This window comes from Roseateles sp. FW305-36, assembly GCF_058787015.1.
Genome location: NZ_JBYSZK010000008.1, coordinates 187,055 through 204,941, shown reverse-complemented (window position 1 = coordinate 204,941; position 17,887 = coordinate 187,055). Strand labels below are relative to the sequence as shown.

General features: G+C 68.4%; 16 protein-coding genes and 1 pseudogene. 9 read left to right on the top strand and 8 right to left on the bottom strand.

What is annotated here, in order from left to right; genetic code table 11:
• Window positions 1-50: 50 nt before the first annotated feature.
• From AC3WOE_RS16710 to AC3WOE_RS16695, 4 genes are read left to right on the top strand one after another with little or no spacing between them, the layout of a single operon-like run.
• Window positions 51-1,352, top strand: coding sequence for a hypothetical protein (locus AC3WOE_RS16710; RefSeq protein ID WP_492691965.1), 1,302 nt, complete (start codon window positions 51-53; stop codon window positions 1,350-1,352).
• The gene (locus AC3WOE_RS16705) at window positions 1,349-2,032 is read left to right on the top strand and encodes a hypothetical protein (RefSeq protein WP_492691964.1); all 684 of its coding nucleotides are present in this window, start codon (window positions 1,349-1,351) and stop codon (window positions 2,030-2,032) included. Before AC3WOE_RS16710 ends, AC3WOE_RS16705 begins: the two co-directional genes overlap by 4 nt.
• A complete protein-coding gene (locus tag AC3WOE_RS16700; RefSeq protein ID WP_492691962.1) occupies window positions 2,032-4,848 on the top strand; it encodes an ATP-binding protein in 2,817 nt (938 codons plus the stop codon). The genes AC3WOE_RS16705 and AC3WOE_RS16700 overlap by 1 nt, the downstream gene beginning before the upstream one ends.
• Complete coding sequence (locus AC3WOE_RS16695; protein ID WP_492691961.1) at window positions 4,841-5,287, top strand: acyl-CoA thioesterase; 447 nt, start codon at window positions 4,841-4,843, stop codon at window positions 5,285-5,287. The genes AC3WOE_RS16700 and AC3WOE_RS16695 overlap by 8 nt, the downstream gene beginning before the upstream one ends.
• A 38-nt stretch (window positions 5,288-5,325) precedes the next feature.
• On the opposite strand, the gene AC3WOE_RS16690 is transcribed toward AC3WOE_RS16695, so the two are convergent.
• The gene (locus AC3WOE_RS16690; protein WP_492691959.1) at window positions 5,326-6,135 is read right to left on the bottom strand and encodes an endo alpha-1,4 polygalactosaminidase; all 810 of its coding nucleotides are present in this window, start codon (window positions 6,133-6,135) and stop codon (window positions 5,326-5,328) included.
• 70 nt (window positions 6,136-6,205) lie between these two features.
• Window positions 6,206-8,965, bottom strand: coding sequence for a TonB-dependent receptor (locus AC3WOE_RS16685; protein WP_492691958.1), 2,760 nt, complete (start codon window positions 8,963-8,965; stop codon window positions 6,206-6,208).
• Between the two features lie 354 nt (window positions 8,966-9,319).
• Between AC3WOE_RS16685 and AC3WOE_RS16680 the strand changes: the two genes are divergently transcribed.
• From AC3WOE_RS16680 to AC3WOE_RS16670, 3 genes are read left to right on the top strand one after another with little or no spacing between them, the layout of a single operon-like run.
• Window positions 9,320-9,568 (top strand): ParD-like family protein, encoded by a 249-nt coding sequence (locus AC3WOE_RS16680; protein ID WP_492691956.1) that lies wholly within the window; start codon window positions 9,320-9,322, stop codon window positions 9,566-9,568.
• Window positions 9,565-10,356, top strand: coding sequence for a type I methionyl aminopeptidase (gene map / locus AC3WOE_RS16675; protein WP_492691955.1), 792 nt, complete (start codon window positions 9,565-9,567; stop codon window positions 10,354-10,356). The genes AC3WOE_RS16680 and map overlap by 4 nt, the downstream gene beginning before the upstream one ends.
• A gap of 13 nt (window positions 10,357-10,369) precedes the next feature.
• Window positions 10,370-10,870 carry an endonuclease V gene (locus AC3WOE_RS16670; protein ID WP_492691953.1) on the top strand — a complete coding sequence of 167 codons (501 nt, stop codon included), beginning with the start codon at window positions 10,370-10,372 and terminating at the stop codon, window positions 10,868-10,870.
• 28 nt (window positions 10,871-10,898) lie between these two features.
• On the opposite strand, the gene metE is transcribed toward AC3WOE_RS16670, so the two are convergent.
• Entirely contained in the window at window positions 10,899-13,226 is a 2,328-nt protein-coding gene (gene metE, locus AC3WOE_RS16665; RefSeq protein ID WP_492691952.1) for a 5-methyltetrahydropteroyltriglutamate--homocysteine S-methyltransferase, read from the bottom strand.
• A 96-nt stretch (window positions 13,227-13,322) separates the two neighbouring features.
• Here metE and AC3WOE_RS16660 point away from each other — a divergent pair, with 96 nt between their 5' ends.
• Window positions 13,323-14,246 (top strand): LysR family transcriptional regulator, encoded by a 924-nt coding sequence (locus AC3WOE_RS16660; RefSeq protein ID WP_492691950.1) that lies wholly within the window; start codon window positions 13,323-13,325, stop codon window positions 14,244-14,246.
• Here AC3WOE_RS16660 and AC3WOE_RS16655 read toward each other — a convergent pair.
• The 5 genes and pseudogenes from AC3WOE_RS16655 to AC3WOE_RS16635 form a co-directional block, all read right to left on the bottom strand.
• Window positions 14,243-14,995: an MgtC/SapB family protein gene (locus tag AC3WOE_RS16655; protein ID WP_492691949.1), complete on the bottom strand. Its 753-nt coding sequence runs from the start codon at window positions 14,993-14,995 to the stop codon at window positions 14,243-14,245. The two genes, AC3WOE_RS16660 and AC3WOE_RS16655, sit on opposite strands and share 4 nt — an antisense overlap.
• A gap of 85 nt (window positions 14,996-15,080) precedes the next feature.
• Window positions 15,081-15,989: a S1/P1 nuclease gene (locus AC3WOE_RS16650; RefSeq protein WP_492691948.1), complete on the bottom strand. Its 909-nt coding sequence runs from the start codon at window positions 15,987-15,989 to the stop codon at window positions 15,081-15,083.
• A 101-nt stretch (window positions 15,990-16,090) separates the two neighbouring features.
• Window positions 16,091-16,507 (bottom strand): PilZ domain-containing protein, encoded by a 417-nt coding sequence (locus AC3WOE_RS16645; RefSeq protein ID WP_492691946.1) that lies wholly within the window; start codon window positions 16,505-16,507, stop codon window positions 16,091-16,093.
• 93 nt (window positions 16,508-16,600) lie between these two features.
• Window positions 16,601-16,948: an FKBP-type peptidyl-prolyl cis-trans isomerase gene (locus tag AC3WOE_RS16640; protein ID WP_492692120.1), complete on the bottom strand. Its 348-nt coding sequence runs from the start codon at window positions 16,946-16,948 to the stop codon at window positions 16,601-16,603.
• Window positions 16,949-16,978: 30 nt separating this feature from the next.
• Window positions 16,979-17,323 (bottom strand): annotated as a pseudogene (locus AC3WOE_RS16635) (FKBP-type peptidyl-prolyl cis-trans isomerase); the annotation flags it as partial.
• Between the two features lie 146 nt (window positions 17,324-17,469).
• On the opposite strand from AC3WOE_RS16635, the gene AC3WOE_RS16630 reads away from it, so the two are divergent.
• Window positions 17,470-17,880: a hypothetical protein gene (locus AC3WOE_RS16630; protein ID WP_492691944.1), complete on the top strand. Its 411-nt coding sequence runs from the start codon at window positions 17,470-17,472 to the stop codon at window positions 17,878-17,880.
• Window positions 17,881-17,887 lie beyond the last annotated feature (7 nt).

Below are 17,887 nucleotides of genomic sequence, written 5' to 3'. Positions count from 1 at the left end.
CGACACCCCGTAATTTCCCGACTCCGGGGGGCGTCGATAATCCGCGCCCCATGCTGACCACTCCCCAGGACACCGACGACGCCCTGCGCCCCGACCGCGTCGAGGACTATTTCCGCGACGGCGCCGCCCCGGTGGAGGCGCTGCTGTGGTGGCAGCTCGAGCGCCAGGACGCCCTGCAGATCGCGTTGCGGGCGTTGTTCCAGGGGCCGGCAGGCGTCACGCGGCTGCGGCTGTGGGTGTTCTTCGAGCTGATGGCGCTGCGCGAGTCGCGCCTGACCCGCGAGGCGCTCAACCAGGCCTTCCACGTGCTGCGCGACGAGGTGCTGGACAGCGTGCTCAAGCGCCTGCGTGAGGCGGAGCTGCTGGCCTGGGACGCTACCGCCCAGACCTATGCCGTCACGCCGCTGGCCCAGCAACTGGTGGGCCTGCTGCAGCCGCTGACCCAGGAAGAGGCGCCTGACGGCGACCTGGCCTCGCTGCTGGCGGGCGTGGCCGGCGCCCACCAGCTCGGTACCTTGCAGCCGGCCCAGCTGCAGCACTTGCTGGCCCAGCTCTCGCGTCTGTACGACGAGTTCGCCGACGCCATCGCCAGCGGCAGCGAGTTCGCCCTGCGCCGCGCGCGCACCCGCTTCGAGAAGGCGCTGACCTTGGTGGACCGTGCCGGCGAGGCGCTGGGCGCCATCATTGCGCAGGCCGAATCGGCCGGCGAGGCGCGGCTGGAGCGGCTGGCCCGCGAGCTGGGCCTGGCCCAGGCGCGGCTGCTGGCGATGGCCAGCCAGTTCAACCGCGCGTTGCAGCAGGCCGACCGCCAGCGCGTGACCCTGGGCTCCACCGGCATCACGACGACCGATGTGCGCCGCTGGCTGCAGAGCCAGGGTGATCTGGCCACGCTGCTGAACGGCGCCTGGGAGCGGCCGGTGCATCCGGTGCTGGTCGCCCAGCGCGACCTCGTCGACACGGCCGAGGCCGAGTTCGAACGCGACCGACCCAAGCCTTCCGAAGCCGCCGCACTGCCGCAAGGCCAGGCTGCACCGACGGGCGAGCTGGCCGTCATGCAATTGCCGCCCGACATGGACCAGATGCAGGCCCTGCTGACGGCCTGGGCCGGCGATCCTGTTGAACGTGATCTGACACCCGCCATCCTGGGTGGCAGTTACGCCCGCGCCGCCTACCGTGCCCAGTTGCTGCCGCTGCTGGGCGACGCCCAGGCGCGCCACCTCAAGGGCGCCACCGGTGACATGGCCCGCCAGCCTTGGTCTGTGCGCTGGTCCGCCGAGCAAGGTCCCGTCGACGACGAGTTCGTCAAATGGATGAGCCGCGGCGTCCTCACCCCTGAATCTCCTGCGACATGAGCCCTCTAGACGATTCCGCGCAACTCGCGGCCCAGTTGCTGGCCCGCCGCTGGCTGCCGCGTAGCCATCCCCTCGTGAAGCGCGCGCTGATCGACACCGAACTGTGGAACCAGCTCGGTGCCCGCCTGGCCGGTGTCGGCCTGCAACTGGTGGACAACGTGCACGCCGACCACATCGCCGTCGCCTTGATGCGCCCGGCCGAGAGCGCCGTGTTCGGCGAGACCGGCCTGGCTGCCAACAACAACCTCGACATCCCGCGCGACGGCGTGGCCTTGCTGGTGGTGCTGTGGTCGCTGATCGTGCTGCCCAAGCGCCAGCGCCAGGTGGCCCGCAGCGACGCCATCCACGCCGGCCAGGGCGAGTTCTTCGCCACCGACAAGCCCATGCCTCAGGCCGCGTCCGTCGCACCGCTGATCAGCTATCGCAGCCTGCTGGCCGACTTCGGCGACCAGCTCGGCAAGAAGCTGCGCCTGGACACCAACCTCAAGCTGCTGGAGCGCCACGGCTTCATCGCGCGTCGCGGCGAAGACATCGCCGAGGGCCCGCTGCTGGACCTGCTGATCGACTACGACCTGCTGGGGCCGCGCATCCTCGACGGCGCCCTGGGCGACGTGCTGGCGCGGGCCGGCCACCCGCTGCCGCGCCCCGAAGAAGCCGAACAACAAGAACTCGACGACTGATGTTCCACCTGCAATCGCTTGAACTGCTGCACTGGGACTACTGCCAGCGCGTCACGCTGCCGCTGGACGGCGCCATCATCACCATCGCCGGCCCCAACGGCTCGGGCAAGACCACGCTGCTCGACGCCATGCGCACCCTGCTGGGCCTGGAATGCTCGGGCGGCCGCACGTACAAGACCTATGCTCGCCACGCCAATGCCGAGACGGCCTGGCTGCGCGCACTCGTCGACAACCGCCCGCGCTCGCGCCAGAACAGCAGCCGGCCCTTCGCCTCCTCTCTGCTCTACGCCGACCAGGTGACCCTGGCCTGCCGCATCGAGCGCCATGGCGGCGACTGGGTGCGCCGCTACGTCATCCTCGACGGCGTGCACGAGATCGAGCAACTGGCCGAGAAGGGCGACCGCGACTGGCTGGGCATCGAGGCCTGGAAGAAGCGCCTCGAAGCGGCCGGCCTGACGCGCGCCATCGGCCGCGTGCTGGCGCTGGAACAAGGCCAGACCGACCGCCTCTGCGAGCTTTCTCCGAAGGAACTGCTGCGCCTGGTCTTCGAGGTCTTCGGCGACCAGGAAGTGCTGGACCGCTACGAGCAGGCGCGCAGCCACCAGCAGCAGTTGGGCAAGGAAGTCGAGCAGGCCGGCGCCGAGCTGGCCCACACCCAGGCGCAGCTTTCCGACCTGGCCAACCGCGTCAACAGCCACCGCCAGTACCAACTCAAGATCCAGGAGCGCGAGCGCCTGGCCACCGAGGTGCTGCCGGTGCTGCGCTGGAGCGAGGCCCGCGAGCGCATCACCCGCGACGCGCGCGAACTGCATCGCCAGCGTCTGTTCGCCTCGGGCGACGTCAAGGCGCTGAGCGAGAAGCGCGCGGCCCTGCATGGCCTGTTCACGGCCCAGGAAGCCGCCAAGGAGCGCTTGAAGGCGCTGGACGGCGAACGTCGTGAGGCCCGCGCGGCCTTCGATGCCGCCCGTGAGGCCGAGCGACCCGCCGAGGCCCTGGTCAAGCGCGAGGACGAGCTGAAGGCCCTGGCCGACGTCGAGACCGACGCCGCCGCGTTGACCGCCAAGATGCAGGAGCTGGCCGGCGAGCGCGACCGCCTGCGCGCCGACTACACGCGCGCCAGCGACAAGGCCTCGCGGGCCCAGGCGCAGCTGGGTGAGCTGAGCGGCAAGCGCCTGCCTCCGCCGCCGCCCGAGGTGGCGCCGATGAAGCGCGCCCTGGACGACGCCGGCATCGCCCACTACCTGGTCGCCGACAGCATCGACATCGCCGACGAGACCTGGCGCGCCGCCGCCGAAGGCCTGCTGCGTCCGTCGCGCTGGGTGGTCGTGCTCAAGCACCGCAGCGATGAAGGTCGCGCCTTCGACATCGCGGCCAAGCAGCGTTACCGCCACTACGTCGTCGCCGACACCTCGCCCGTCACGCAGGCGCCTGCGGGCACGCTGCTGGCCGCGCTGAACGTCAGCGCGCCGCTGCCGGCCTGGCTGGCGCGACAGCTCGGCGGCATCCGCTGCGTCACGTCGACGGAAGAGGGTGCCCAGGTCGGCGGCGAATGGATCACGACGGACGCTTACTACCGTGACGGCCGTGGTGGCCGCAGCGTTTTCGTCGAGCCGCGCGACCATCAGTTCGGTGCCTCCGCGGTGGACTCACGCCGCGGCGCGCTGGAAGCCGAGCTGGCCCGCTGGGACGGCGAGCTGAGCCGCATTGCCAAGGCGCAGGCGGAGGTGGAGCGCCAGTTCAAGGACGTGCAGCGCGCGGCCGTGGGCCACAAGGCGGCTCAGGAGTTGAGCGAGCGCGCCGACGAGTTCGCCGAGGCGCGCAACCGCCTGCCGGTGCTGCGCCAGGCGCGCGCCGAGGCATCCACGCGAATGAGCCAGCTCGACAGCGAACACGACCGCGTCGTGCGTGACTCCACGCGCAGCGAGCAAGCCTACGAAGGCGCGCAGATCGCGCTGAAGGATGGCGAGGGCTCCGCTGCCGGCCGCCTGCGCGAGCATGAAGCCAAGCGCGAGGCGCTGCGCACCGCCTCACGCCAGTCGCGCACGCAGAAGGCCCAGTTCCCCAAGTCCTGGGTCACGCCCGCCGCGCTGGCCGCTGCGCGCGACGAATTCGAGAACGCCCGCCAGGCCGAGATCCGCGCCCATCACGTCGACCAGGAGCTGGAAGGCGGGCACTGGGAGGTGGATGCCAGCGTGGTGGATCGCCACGCCCGCATGGCCGCGCAGGTGCATGAGCAGGACACCCAGCTCAACGACCGCCGCGCCAGCAACGAGCTGGCCCGCATCGCCGCCTTCAACGCCCGCGAGCGCTACATCGACGTGATGCGCGCCACCGTGCGCCGCTACAAGAAGAACGTCGCCGAGCTGGGCGAACTGGCCGGCACGACGGCCGAGGCCGTATTGCCGCATCTGGACAACGACGACACCGTGCTGTCGCAGGCCGGCCTGCAGGTCAAGTTCAACTTCGACGGCAAGGGTGAGGTGGGCCTCAACGATGGCGAGGCCTCCGGCGGTCAGCAGGTGCTGAAGAGCCTGATCCTGCTGGTCGGCCTGATGAAGGACGACGAGACGCCGGGCGGCTTCGTCTTCATCGACGAGCCCTTCGCCCACCTGGACGTGCGCAACATCCAGCTCGTCGGCCACTTCCTGCGCAGCACGCGGGCCCAGTACCTGCTGACGACGCCGATCACCCACAACGTCGAGGTCTTCGAGCCCAGCGAGATCACGCTGGTGACGAGCAAGAAGCCCCGTGGTGAACGCTGGGCGCCGCCCATCGCCGTGCTGGCACGGCGGCCGGAAGTCTCGGCCTATGAGTGACTGGGACTACCCGTCGCCGTTCACGCTGGCGCTGACGCCCGCGCGGGAACACATCGACGGGCTGGACCACACCAACAACGCCGTCTACGTGCAGTGGTGCGAGCAGGCGGGCTGGGCGCACTCCGAGGCGCTGGGCCTGTCGCTCGACGACTACCGGCGCCTGGACCGCGCCATGGCCATCCGCGAAGGGCACTACGAGTACCTGCTGCCGTCCTTCGAGGGCGAGGCCCTGGTGCTGGGCACCTGGCTCACAGCCAGTGATGGCAAGCTGACCATGGAGCGGCGCTTCCAGCTGAAGCGCGCCGGCGATGGCGTCACGCTGATGCGCGGGCGCTGGGCCTTGATCTGCATCGAGATCAGCAGTGGCAGACCCAAGCGCATGCCGCCCGAATTCCTGAGCATCTACGACGCCGCGGTGGTGCCGGGCGCCGCGTCATGAAAAAGCCCGGCGAGCGGGCGCCGGGCTTTGCGAGGTGATCAGAAGCAGGAGTAGCGGTAGGTGTCGTCCAGGTCCAGGGCCAGCACCAGCGTGCGGATCTTGGCTGCGTTCATCGCGGCGCAGAGCTTGTCGCGTGCGCCCTTGGTGTTCTTGCGGTATTTGCTGGCGTATTCCGCATTCAGCACGGGCTTGCCCTTGCCGGTGAACACCGAGTAGCCGCCGCACTCGCTGTATTCATTGCACTGCTCGTTGAGCGCGAAGTCGTAGAAAGGCTCCAGCGCCGTGAGCTGGTCCACGTCGTTCTTCAGGCCCACCGCCAGACCGCGCGCATGGGCGGCGCTGGCGATGTACTTGTTGTAGTCGATCTGGGTGGCGGCGGTCAGCGGGAAGCCGGTGCCGTTGGTGTAGCCGTCGACGTTGTCGGGTTCGACGCCGTCACAGCCCTTGGAGCGGGCCAGGTCGAGGCGGCTCAGCATGATGGCGCGCACATTGGTCGAGCGCGTGTCCAGCCACTTCTCGCCGGGCCAGCCATCCAGGTCGTTGCCCTTGTCCGCGGCCTGGAAGCGGCTGTAGTCGGGGCGCCAGTCTTCCGAGCTGCCGGCCGAGAAATAGCAGATCACCTTGCGGCCCTGGGTGTGGAGAGCGTTGATGGTCGATTGGGGCGTGTCGAACAGGTCGATGTCGTAGGCGGCGACGTTGTAGCCGGTATTGACCGTGCCTTTGAGCTGCCATTGCCAGCTGAGATTGACGGGCGGTTTCCACCACGTCTGGGCCTGCGCCGCCGACAGCAGCGACAGTCCCAGCGCCAGGGCGGCGCCGCGTTTGATCCAGGAAGTTGCCTTCTTCATCCGTGCTTCTCCAGGGGTAGGGGCCCGGCGTCAGGCCGGGCGGGTGAGGGGCGCCTTGGCACCCCGGGGATCAGTAGGCGTAGGAGGCGCCGACCGTGATCGAACGGCCATAGGCCGAGTAAGCGAGCGGCGGGCGATAGCCGATGTCGAGATCGGTGCGCTCGACGCTGTTGCCCAGGTTGCGGCCCTCGAGGCTGAGCTTGAAGCCCTTGGAGACCTCATAGGACAGCTGGGCCGTGATCCATGTGAGCGGCCGCGCGATGGAGCGCAGGTTCAGGCCCGCGGCGTCGTTGGCCACCACCGTGGCCTGGCTGCGGTCCCAGGCGAGGTTGGTGCTCCAGGGGCCGCGCTCGTAGAGCACGCCGAGCGAGGTGGTGGCCGGTGCCACGTTCTCCAGCGGGCCGGCGTAGGCGCCGTTGACGACGGAGCGCGAGCGGTTGTGGGTGTACTGGGCGCGCACGCCGAAGCCGTTGTCCCACAGCTGCTGCCAGCCCAGCTCCAGGCCGTTCACGCTGGCGCGGTCACCGTTGACCGGGTGGATGACGGTGAACAGCACCGGGTGGCCCTGGTCGTCCTTGGTGCCGAGGTCGAGGTCGCGGTCGGAGATCTGGGTGACGAAATTGCGGATGCGTTTGGAGAAGACCGCCAGCGTGAGGGCCGAGCGCGGTTGGTAGTACCACTCCAGCGACGCGTCGAACTGCCGCGCGCTGTAGGGCTTGAGCTTGGGGTCGCCCGAGACGGTGATGACGTTGACGCCGCCGGCCGCGCCGTCGGAGCGTGTCGGCGCGAGCTGATCCACGCCCGGGCGGGCCATGGTCTTGGCCGCGCCGGCGCGCAGCTGCCAGCCGTGGGCGAACTGCCAGGAGACGTTGGCCGAGGGCAGGGCCTGCGTGTAGTGGCCGCTGTCGGAGACCGGCTGCGGGTCGCTGTATTTCACGATGAAGGCGCTGGTGGGCACCGTCGGGTCGACCTGGTAGGCCACGAGGATGTTGCTCGTGGCGCTCTGCGCCTGGGTGCGCGTGCGCACGAGGCGCAGGCCGAAGTCGGCATTCCAGTCGTCGCCCGACAGGTCGGCCTGCACGAAGGCGGCGCTGGTGTTCTCCTGCACCCGGTAGCTCTGCATCGGGTTGAGGATGGGCAGGGTCTTGTTCACGTCGAAGGGCGTGCCGTCGGCCGGGTTGATGCGGCCGTCGAGCTTCTTGAGCGCATCCAGGTAGGCCTGCACATCGAAGGCCAGGAAGCTGGTGGGTACCTGGCCGCCGGCCTTGGGCATGAAATTGGGCAGCGTGAACTGGCGCTGCAGCACGTTCGCGCCCAGCGAGCCGAAACTGGTGGCCTCGCTGCCCGAGTACTGCACCGAGCCGTTGGTGAAGTCGTTGTCGTAGGTGTCGCGCGACTTCTGGCGGCGCGTGGCCGAGATGCCGAAGTTCAGCGCATCCCAGCTCACGCCACCCCAGCGCGTGTCGAGCGCCAGCTTGCCCGCCAAGTTCAGGCCGGTGACGCGGTCCTTCAGGTTGTCGCCGCGCAGCCCGACGTAGTGCGGGCCGAAGTCGGCATTGCCGAGCTTGCCCTGGGCCAGGGCCGAAGCGAGGTCACCGCCGCCCGGCAGCGTGACCGAGAGCCGGGGCAGGGCATCGCTGTCGGCCTTCCAGGTGGCGGAGGCCGGGGCCGTGAGGTCGGCCACCACATAGGTGTCGTTGCCGCCGCTGGTGCGGCGCGACGTGGAGACGTAGAGGTCGCTGTTCAGCGTCAGTCTGTCGCTGGGCTTCCACTCGCTGGACCAGCCCAGCATGCGGGTGCGCACGCGCCGGTCGGTCGTGATGTTGGCGAGCTCGGGCACGAGGTCGTCCATCGCCATGCCCGTGACCATGCCCGCGGCATTCACCTGCACGTCATGCCAGCGGCCCTCGGCGTAGTCGGGGTAGTAGGCCTGGCGGTAGCCGATTTGGGGCGACTTGAGCTCGGTGGCCAGCAGGTCGATGCTGCTGCGCAAGCTGTTCGACGGCCTCCACTCGAGCGTGCCCGACAGCGCGCTGCGGCGCTTGTCTTCCATGATGGCGCCGAAGGTCATGCAACAGGTCGTGAAGAGCTTCCGCTCGGCCGCGTCGATCTGGCCATTGCCGTTCACGTCGATGTCGTAGTCGCGAAAGTAGGTGTACTCGGCCATGTCCGTGCGCACCTTGCGGTGCTGCACCACCGCGCCGAGCAGCACGCCGACGGTGTCGCCGGCGAAGCTGTTGCTCCACACGCCGCTGAACTTGCTGCCGTTGAGGCGAGACATCTGGTTGCGGTCCGCGTCGAGGCGCACCATGCCGCGCTGACCCTTCTGGTCCAGCGGGCGGGCGGTGCGCAGGGCGATCAGGCCGCCGATGGCGCCCTCGGTGTTGGAGGCCTGCGCGGACTTGAGCACGTCGGCGCCGCTGAGGATCTCGGCGGGCAGCACGTCGAAGGCGAAGTCGCGGCCCACGCCATCGGTGGCGAGGATGCGGCCGTTCAGCGTCGTCAGCGAATAGCCCGGCCCAAGCCCGCGCACGCTCACCGACAAGCCTTCGCCGCCCGGCGCCCGCCGGATGGCCACGCCGGTGATGTGGCTCAGCGAGTCGGCCACGTTGTCGTCGGGGAAGCGGCCCAGCTCCGTCGCGCTGATGCTGTCCTGCACACCCGCCGCATTGCGCTTGAGTGTCAGGGAGCGTTCCAGGCTGGCGCGGGTGCCGACCACCTCGACGCGGGTCAGCGACTGGTCGCTCTCCTTGGCGTCGGCCGGTGCGTCGGCTGGCACCACCTGGGCCAGGGCCGGGATGGCCCAGGCCACGGAAATCAGGGCCGCCACCTTCGATGGCCGGGGTGCAAGTCGGCGCGCACCAGGAATTCGCCTCAGGCTCAAACGCATCAAACAGCTCCTTGTCTTGCCAGCCGAGGCCATCGCGCCGGTCCGTGCGGGAAGGCGAAAAGCGCCTGCTTCAACGCAAGACCGGATGCCGCTGGGCTGGTGAGCTGCAGTCTATGGATATTGCCGTTTTCTTTCGTATATCGTTTTTACTCGATTAAATTCTTTCGATTTCGAGATTTTCGGAAGAGAAAGTAATTTAAAACGAAAACAACAAGTTACAAACGCGGAGGGCGCCTGGCAGCAGCTTCGTCGGGTGCTTATACGTTTCGTATACGAAGCGTATATAGTCGCGACATGGGAATCGTCAAAATCTCCGATCCGCTGCACGAGAGCCTGCGCCTTGCCAGCCAGGCCTTGTCGCGTTCCATCAATGCCCAGGCCGAGCACTGGATGCGCATCGGCATGCTGGCCGAGTTGCATCCCCAGCTGAGCCACAGCGAGATCTGCCAGCTGCTGATTCGCGCCGAGCAGGAGGGTGGGTTGGACCTGGCGCGCGTCGCCGGCTGGGCCCAGCCGAGCAAAGCCAAGGGGGCGCAGGCATGAAGAGTCTCAAGCTGCGCACGCCCGACGAGGTGGCCAAGGCCCGCGAGGCCGGGCATCTGATCGCCGAAGTGCTGGCCATGCTGAAGCCCCATGTCGTGCCTGGCGTGTCGACGGAGGAACTGGACGCCATCTGCCACGACTACATCGTCGGCACCTTGAAGTGCATCCCGTCCAATGTCGGCTATCACGGCTATCCCAAGACGGCCTGCATCTCGCCCAACCATGTGGTCTGCCACGGCATCCCGTCCAAGGACAAGAAGCTGAAGAAGGGCGACATCGTCAATGTCGACGTCACGCTGACCAAGGACGGCTGGTTCGGCGACAGCAGCCGCATGTTCATCGTCGGCGAAGCCAATGTGCTGGCGCGCCGCCTGGTCATGACGACCTACGAAGCCTTGCGCGCCGGCATCCGCCAGGTGCGCCCGGGAGCGACCTTAGGCGACGTGGGCCACGCCATCCAGAAGGTGGCCCACGCGGCCGGCTTCAGCGTCGTGCGCGAGTACGGCGGCCATGGCATCGGCGACGTCTATCACGACGATCCCCACGTCAACCACTTCGGCCGTCCCGGCGAAGGCCTGAAGCTGCAGGAGGGCATGATCTTCACGATCGAGCCCATGATCAACGCGGGCGGCGCGGCCATCCGCGAGCTGAACGACGGCTGGACCGTGGTCACGCGCGATCACTCGCTGTCGGCGCAGTGGGAGCACATGGTCACCGTGACCAAGGACGGCTTCGAGATCCTGACGCCGTGGCCGGATGGGGTGGGCGACTACCCGGCGATCGACTGACCGACCTGGCCTCATGAAACTCGCATTGGCTGTCCATATCGATGGCGCGCAGGCGAATGCCGCGGCCGTCGCCTTCGACGCCTGGGACTCACCCGAAGCGACGAAGGCTTACGTGACGCACGTCGCCCATGTCGAGAAGGCGGCACGGGGAGAGCTCGACCTGCGCGAACTCTCCTGCGTGATGCAACTGTTGCGCGAGCACAGGCTGGAGCCCGAACTCATCCTCATCGACGGGTTCGTCCATCTGGACGTCAATGAAACGCCGGGCCTGGGCCAGCACCTGTTTCAGGCCCTGGGTGGCATGACGCCTGTCATCGGCGTGTCGAAGACGAGCCGGCCCAGCCTGTCGGAGCAATTCGAAGTGATGCGCGAAGAGGAAACGAGGCCGCTGACCGTCACCTGCGCTGGCATCGACATCGGCGCGGCCAAGGCGCGCCTGCGCGCGATGCATGGCAGGAAGCGTGTCCCCACGCTGCTCAAACTCGTGGCTCGCCTGGCGAAGAACGCGGACTGAAAGGCCCGCAAGGATGCCAAGCGTCTGTTCAGGCCGGTGACGACGCCTGGCGCAGCGCGCGTGCGGCCTCGACCATCCGCGCCAATGCCGCCTCGGTCTCCGCCCAGCCCCGCGTCTTCAACCCGCAGTCCGGGTTGACCCACAGCAACTCCGGCGGAATGACCTCGGCCGCCTTCTTCAGCAGCCGCAGCATCTCGGCCGTGTCGGGCACACGCGGCGAGTGGATGTCGTAGACGCCGGGGCCGATCTCGTTGGGGTAGCGGAAGTCGCCGAAACCGCGCAGAAGCTCCATGTCGGAGCGGCTGGTCTCGATGGTGATGACGTCGGCATCCATGGCGGCGATCTCGGGCAGGATGTCGTTGAACTCCGAGTAGCACATATGCGTGTGGATCTGGGTGTCGTCGCGCACGGCGCTGGCCGACACGCGGAAGGCGCGCGTGGCCCAGGCGAGGTAGGCACCCCAGGCGGCGCGTCGCAGCGGCAGGCCCTCGCGGATGGCGGGCTCGTCGATCTGGATGACGGCGATGCCGGCGGCCTCCAGGTCGGCGACCTCGTCGCGGATGGCCAGAGCGATCTGCAGGGCGGTGTCGGCGCGCGGCTGGTCGTCGCGCACAAAGGACCATTGCAGGATGGTGATGGGGCCGGTCAGCATGCCCTTCATGGGCTTGTCGGTCAGGCTCTGCGCGAACACGGTCCAGTCCACCGTCATGGCCTTGGGGCGTGACACGTCACCGAACAGCACCGGTGGCTTCACACAGCGTGAGCCATAGCTCTGCACCCAGCCGTTGGCCGTGAAGGTGAAGCCCGACAGCTGCTCGCCGAAATACTCGACCATGTCATTGCGCTCGGCTTCGCCGTGCACCAGCACGTCCAGGCCTAACGACTCTTGCTTGATGACCGCCAGTTCGATCTCGCGCTGCATGGCCTCGCGGTAGGCGGTCTCGGCCAGCGTGCCGCGCTTGAAGGCGGCGCGGGCGGCGCGGATCTCGGGCGTCTGCGGGAAGGAGCCGATGGTCGTCGTCGGGAAGGCCGGCAGGCGCAGGCGCAGGCGTTGCGCGGCCTGGCGGGCAGGGAAGGGCGATCGGCGCCGGTCGGCGTCGGCCGGCAGGGCCTTGAGGCGGGCGGCGACGCTGCCGTTGCGCACACGCCGGCTGGCGATTCGGTTGGCGCGGGCGATGCGGGACTCGGCCAGCTCGCGGGCCACGCTGGACTCATCCCCCCACAGCGCACGCTTGAGCACACGCAGCTCGTCCAGCTTCTCGAGGGCACCGGCCAGCCAGCCCTGCAACTCGGTGTCCAGCGCGCTGTCGTGGCGCAGGCTGAAGGGCACATGCAGCAGCGAGCAGGAGGCTGCCACCCAGAGGCGCCCGCCGCGCAGCTCACGCACCTTGCGCAACTGGGCCAGGGCCTGATCGAGGTCGCTGCGCCAGATGTTGCGGCCGTCGACGATGCCGACCGACAGCTCGCGGTCCAGCGGCAGGCGCAGGGCGACCGTCAGCAGCTCCTCGGGCGCGCGCACGGCGTCGACATGCAAGCCGGCCACCGGCAGCTCGCAGGCCAGATCGAGGTTGTCGCCCAGCGGCGAGAAGTAGCTGGCGAGCAGCAGGGGCTGGCCGACCACGCCCAGGCGCGCATAGGCCTGGCGCAGCGCGTCCTGCCAGGCCGGGCTCAAATCCAGGCCGAGAATGGGTTCGTCCAGTTGCACCCAGGTCACGCCGCGGGCGGCCAGGCGGGTCAGCAACTGCTCGTAGACGGGCAGCAGGCGCTTCAGCAGCGCGAGGCGGTCGAAACCCTCCTGCTTGCTCTTGCCGAGGTAGAGGAAGCTGACCGGGCCCAGCAGGGCGACCTTGGGACTGGCGGGCAGGGCGATGGCCTCGTCAACCTCGGCCAGCAGGCGCTCGGCATGGAGGCTGAACTCGGTGGCGCTGTCGAACTCGGGCACGAGGTAGTGGTAGTTGGTGTCGAACCACTTGGTCATCTCCAGTGCAGGCACGCCTTCGACATGGGCGCCGCTGCGGCCGCAAGCCTCGGTGTGGGCATGGGTGGTCGCGAGGCCGCGGGCCATCGCGAAATAGCGCTGCAGCGGGGTTTCCTGGCCCGTGAAGCCGAAGCGTGCCGGCTCGCAGCCGAACAGCTGGATCAGGTGGGCCACATGGTCGTAGAGGGCGAAGTCACCGACGGTGACGTGGTCCAGCCCGGCGTCCTGCTGCAGGGTCCAATGCCGGGCCCGCAGCGCGGCGGCCTGGGCTTCAAGCTCGGCAGCCGGCAACTCGCCGCGCCAGTGGCGCTCCAGGGCCGTCTTCAGTTCGCGGTGCTCGCCCATGCGCGGGAAGCCGAGGATATGAGTCTTGATCATGATGAATCGAGTAATGCTGAATTCGATTCGTGATACTCGCCCCTCGGGCACAATGAATCAAACGAAATGTTTTTGGGTTAATCAACAGTTCCGCTCATGCAAACGCCCCTCGAACTGCGCCATCTGCGCACCCTTGTCGCCCTGCGCGAGGCGGGCAATCTGTCTCGCGCGGCGCAGTTGCTGAACCTGACGCAGTCGGCCCTGTCCCACCAGCTCAAGGGCCTGGAGGAGCATTACGGCGCCGAGCTGTTCGCGCGCAAGAGCAACCCGCTGGTGTTCGGCGTGGCGGGCCAGCGGCTGCTGAAGCTGGCCGACGCCGTGCTGCCCCAGGTCGACGAGGCCGACCGCGACGTGCGCCGGCTGGTGGATGGCTCGGCGGGCCAACTGCGCATCGCCGTGGAATGCCACACCTGCTTCGACTGGCTGATGCCGGCCATGGACGCTTTCCGCGAGCGCTGGCCCGAGGTGGAGCTGGACATCGTGTCCGGCTTCCAGGCCGACCCGGTGGGACTGCTGCACCAGGACCGCGCCGAACTGGCCATCGTGTCGGACGTGGATGCCGACGAGACCGGCGTCGTCGTGCATCCGCTTTTCAGCTTCGAGATCGTCGCCCTGTTGCCTAAGGGGCACGTCTTGCTCGGCAAGCCCTGGCTGCAGGCGGCCGACTTTGCCGACCACACCCTCATCACCTACCCGGTGCCCGACGAGATGCTGGACCTGGTGCGCCGCGTGCTGCAGCCGGCCGGCATCACGCCGCCGCGCCGCACCAGCGAGCTGACGGTGGCCATGCTGCAACTGGTGGCCAGCGGCCGGGGCATCGCGGCCCTGCCGCTGTGGGCCGTGGAGAACTATCTGGCGCGCGGTTATGTGGCGCGCCAGCGCATCGGCGAGGCCGGGCTGACGGGGCGGCTCTATGCCGTCAGTACGGCGGGCCTGGCGGCCAAGCCCTTTTTGGCCGACTTCGTGAAGCTGATGCGCGAGACCTCGCTGCTCAACCTGGCTGCGGTCAGCCTGCTCTAGTTGCGAGCATGGGTGACGCGATAGCCGGCCACGCCCTGCAGCTCATGCAGGCGGCCGGTGAAGCGGCACAGGGTCTGGCCCTTGAAGTTCTGCTTGGCGGTGCAGACGAAGCGCCACTCCTCGTGGTCGCCCTGCTTCTCGATGCTGAGCGAACCCGGGGCGAAGCGATAGCCCAGGTTGTTGGCGAACTCGGCGATCTCGGCCTGCGTGAAGCGCCGGCCCGATTCCCCGCGCAGCGTCACCGCGATGGCCGGGTGGGAGGGCAGGCGGCTCTCCAGCTTGGCGCCCCACATCATCAGCGTGGCGCACAGCAGGGTCAGCGCGATGGCGGCGAAATAGAAGCCCATGCCCAGCACGATGCCGATGGCCGAGGCCGCCCACATCGAGGCCGCCGTCGTCAGCCCCGAGATGTTCATGCCCTCGCGCATGATGACGCCGGCGCACAGGAAGCCTATGCCCGTCACCACGCCCTGGATGACCCGCGTCGGGTCGGTGAACTGCGGCAGGGAGCCGCCGGCCATGTGGCCGCCGAACCACTGGTCGGGGTAGCCGACCAGGATGGTCACGGCGCAGGAGGCCATGCAGACCAGGGCATAGGTGCGCATGCCCGCCGCCCGGCCGTGATAGGCCCGCTCATAGCCGAGCAACAGGCCCAGCCCCATGGCGCCCAGCAGATGCATCAGCATCAGCACATTGGCGGCCCATTGGCTGTCGGTCCAGTAGCGCAGCAGATGGTCGGCTTCGAGCATGGAGGTCAGGTCTCGCGAGTGACGGGGCTCGCAAGACCGTATCCGAGTTCAGCCCCCCGCGCCAGCCGGGCTGCTGCCGGGGGGGCTAGTGAAAGGCTGCGTTGAGCAGATTGGCCAGGCGCACGGCCGCCTTGGCCAGGGCCTCGCGGGCCACCGGCAAGGCTCGGGCTTCGTACGCCGCGTCGAGCAGTTCTCCCTGGCCGCCGTGGTCGTCGACAAAGGTTTTTTCGCCGCTGAAGTTGTAGGCCACCTGCTTGGCGCTGGCGCTGGACTCCGCGGCCCAGTCGTCGATGGAGCCGGTCGACCACAGCGTCACATGGGCCGGCGTGATGAGCTTGGCCACGTTGGCGGCCGCAGTGGGGACGGTGCTGCCGAGCTTCTGCACGAGCTGGCTGTCCCAGTAGGAATGCAGATTGCTCTGCTTGTTGGTGGGCGCGATCTCGACGGATACCGAGTTGCCGCCGCTGTCGTGATGATCGGCCGCATGCAGCGGTTGGTGGATGTCACCGACGAAATGCAGGATGAATTTCAGGGCCAGCGTCCTCTCCGCTGCCGGGGTCGCTGGGGCGGCGAGTTCGTCCCTGAACTGCGCCAGCTTGTCGGCTACGCAGGCATTGGCAGGTCCGTCACTCGCCGCAGTCCCTGCGGGCAGGGGCGGGCGGCCGTCGCAGGCCGTTGCCAGGTCGCCCCCATCGATCTCGATGTCGACGAAATGCCATTTGTGCGTGGCGTTGTAGTGCGTCTTCTGGGGCGTGTTGCGGTCGGAGTCGCGGAACTTGTCGGCCCAGGTGGCGCGGCTGACGAAATCGGGCGCGGTCAGCTTGTCCTTGTCCTGGGCCAGCAGTGCATCGACGGCCTTGCGGGCCTTGGGCGTGAGACGCTTGTAGGCCAGCGAGGCGACGACTTCGTGGCCCTGGTCGCCCCAGGCGAAGCTCGTGGAGGGCAGTGCCAGCGCCAGGGCGGCCAGCAAGGCATGAGGGACGATGGGACGCATGGCGGCTTCTCCTGAGGCGGTTCGGGCAACGCGAGTGTTGCGGCCCGCGGCCGCCGTGGGAAGCCTTGCCGCCGGCCGGCCTCAGCAGAGTTGAGGAGGCTTCAGGCCAGCGCCGTCATGCGCTCGACGAGCACGCAGCGCACCCATTTGCGTGCCGTGATCTGCGCCGTCTGGGCGAGCAGGAATTCCTCGGCCTGGGAGTTGGCCGTCTCGAACTCGAAGCCGCAGAGCTGCACGATGCGGCTCAGCGGCCGGGTCCAGACGCGGCGCACGTCGGCGCTGAAGAGAGGCACGCCCTCGTCCTCGCCGAGCAGCAGGCGCAGCTCGTAGTGCTGGGCGTCCAGCGGCGGCTCGGCAGCGGCCAGGATCTGCAGCCCGGCCTCACTGAGGTTGACGACGACGCCGCCGCGCGCCTCGGACAGGCCTTCGGGCTTGATGACCCAGACCGGCAGTTGCTCGTGCTGGTCAGGCACCAGGAAGAACTCGACCCGGGGGAAGCGGCGCTGGTCAATCGACATGGTGTGATCTGGGTGCGTGAACGAACTGGATCAAAGCATCTGCGAATGACAGGCGCTTGTCAGCAGCGCCGCCGTCCCCTGATTTGAGGACGGTCAAACCGCCAGCAGGTCGACCTCGAAGAGCAGGGTGGCGTTCGGCGGGATGACGCCACCGGCACCATGGGCGCCGTAGCCGAGTTCGGGCGGCAGCACCAGCATGCGCGTGCCGCCGACCTTCATGCCCTGCACGCCCTCGTCCCAGCCGGCAATGACTTCGCCGCCGCCGAGGCGGAACTTGAAGGGCTGGCCACGGTCCTTGCTGGAGTCGAACTTCTTGCCCTTCATGCCGTCCTTGAACAGCCAGCCGGTGTAGTGCACCGACACGCGCTGGCCCTTGGCGGCTTCGGCACCTTCGCCGACGACGCGGTCCTCGTACTGCAGGCCGGTGGAGGTGGTGTGCAGATTGAGCTCAACGGGCTCGGGGCCGCCGGCGACGCCGAGCAACTCGACCTCGAAGCACAGCGTCGCGTTGGGCGGGATGACGCCGCCGGCACCGCGCGCGCCGTAGCCGAGGCCGGCCGGGATGATCAGCGTGCGCTTGCCGCCGATCTTCATGCTCTGCACGCCCTCGTCCCAGCCCTTGATGACCATGCCGGCGCCGAGTTCGAACTCGAACGGGTCGCCGCGATCCTTGCTGGAGTCGAACTTGGTGGTCTTGGCGCCGTCGACCCAGAGCCAGCCCGTGTAGTGGACGGTGACGTCATGGCCGGCCGACGCCTGCTTGCCGTCGCCTTCGACGGTGTCTTCAAACTGCAGGCCGGAGGGCGTGGTGTTCATGGGGTGTCCTTCAAGATGGGGGGGAATGCAGCCATTGTCGCTGCGCAGTCCGAGCCAACCGAAACCAGCGGTCATGAACGCGGTGGCCGCGCGAAGCGAGTCGGTGGGCGCCGCAATAATGGCTGCCCACCCGACCGGTACGCCACATGCCACCCCTGCCCAGCGCGCCCATCGTCCTGCCCATCTGGCAGGGGCGCCGCGGATGGATCAATGCGATCGCGTGTGCCCTGTTGGGCACGCTTTGCGCCCTGGGATTGATGCTGGCTGTCGAGCGCACCGTCGTCGCTCCCGTGTGCGGCAAGCACGCCGCAGCCCGCGGCATGACTTACCAAGAGTTCACCCTCGTCGGCAGAAAGCAGCTCAACACGGTCGTGTGCATCCTGCGCAGGCCCGACGGCAGGACCGAGGACGTCTATCTCAAGTCCCTGCTGCCGTTCTTCGCCGACATGCTCGTCGGGTTGGCGATGGGGCTGGAACTGACGGTGCCGTCCTTCATCCTTCTGCTGGCCATCGCGCGCAGCGCGCCCTATTTGCGCAGGATGTGCAGCACCACCTGACTGACGA

Bases quoted from the DNA above. Each gene is read 5' to 3' on its own strand.
- AC3WOE_RS16710 (WP_492691965.1), top strand. From the start codon at position 51: ATGCTGACCACTCCCCAGGACACCGACGACGCCCTGCGCCCCGACCGC.
- AC3WOE_RS16705 (WP_492691964.1), top strand. From the start codon at position 1,349: ATGAGCCCTCTAGACGATTCCGCGCAACTCGCGGCCCAGTTGCTGGCC.
- AC3WOE_RS16700 (WP_492691962.1), top strand. From the start codon at position 2,032: ATGTTCCACCTGCAATCGCTTGAACTGCTGCACTGGGACTACTGCCAG.
- AC3WOE_RS16695 (WP_492691961.1), top strand. From the start codon at position 4,841: ATGAGTGACTGGGACTACCCGTCGCCGTTCACGCTGGCGCTGACGCCC.
- AC3WOE_RS16690 (WP_492691959.1), bottom strand. From the start codon at position 6,135: ATGAAGAAGGCAACTTCCTGGATCAAACGCGGCGCCGCCCTGGCGCTG.
- AC3WOE_RS16680 (WP_492691956.1), top strand. From the start codon at position 9,320: ATGGGAATCGTCAAAATCTCCGATCCGCTGCACGAGAGCCTGCGCCTT.
- map (WP_492691955.1), top strand. From the start codon at position 9,565: ATGAAGAGTCTCAAGCTGCGCACGCCCGACGAGGTGGCCAAGGCCCGC.
- AC3WOE_RS16670 (WP_492691953.1), top strand. From the start codon at position 10,370: ATGAAACTCGCATTGGCTGTCCATATCGATGGCGCGCAGGCGAATGCC.
- metE (WP_492691952.1), bottom strand. From the start codon at position 13,226: ATGATCAAGACTCATATCCTCGGCTTCCCGCGCATGGGCGAGCACCGC.
- AC3WOE_RS16660 (WP_492691950.1), top strand. From the start codon at position 13,323: ATGCAAACGCCCCTCGAACTGCGCCATCTGCGCACCCTTGTCGCCCTG.
- AC3WOE_RS16655 (WP_492691949.1), bottom strand. From the start codon at position 14,995: ATGCTCGAAGCCGACCATCTGCTGCGCTACTGGACCGACAGCCAATGG.
- AC3WOE_RS16650 (WP_492691948.1), bottom strand. From the start codon at position 15,989: ATGCGTCCCATCGTCCCTCATGCCTTGCTGGCCGCCCTGGCGCTGGCA.
- AC3WOE_RS16645 (WP_492691946.1), bottom strand. From the start codon at position 16,507: ATGTCGATTGACCAGCGCCGCTTCCCCCGGGTCGAGTTCTTCCTGGTG.
- AC3WOE_RS16630 (WP_492691944.1), top strand. From the start codon at position 17,470: ATGCCACCCCTGCCCAGCGCGCCCATCGTCCTGCCCATCTGGCAGGGG.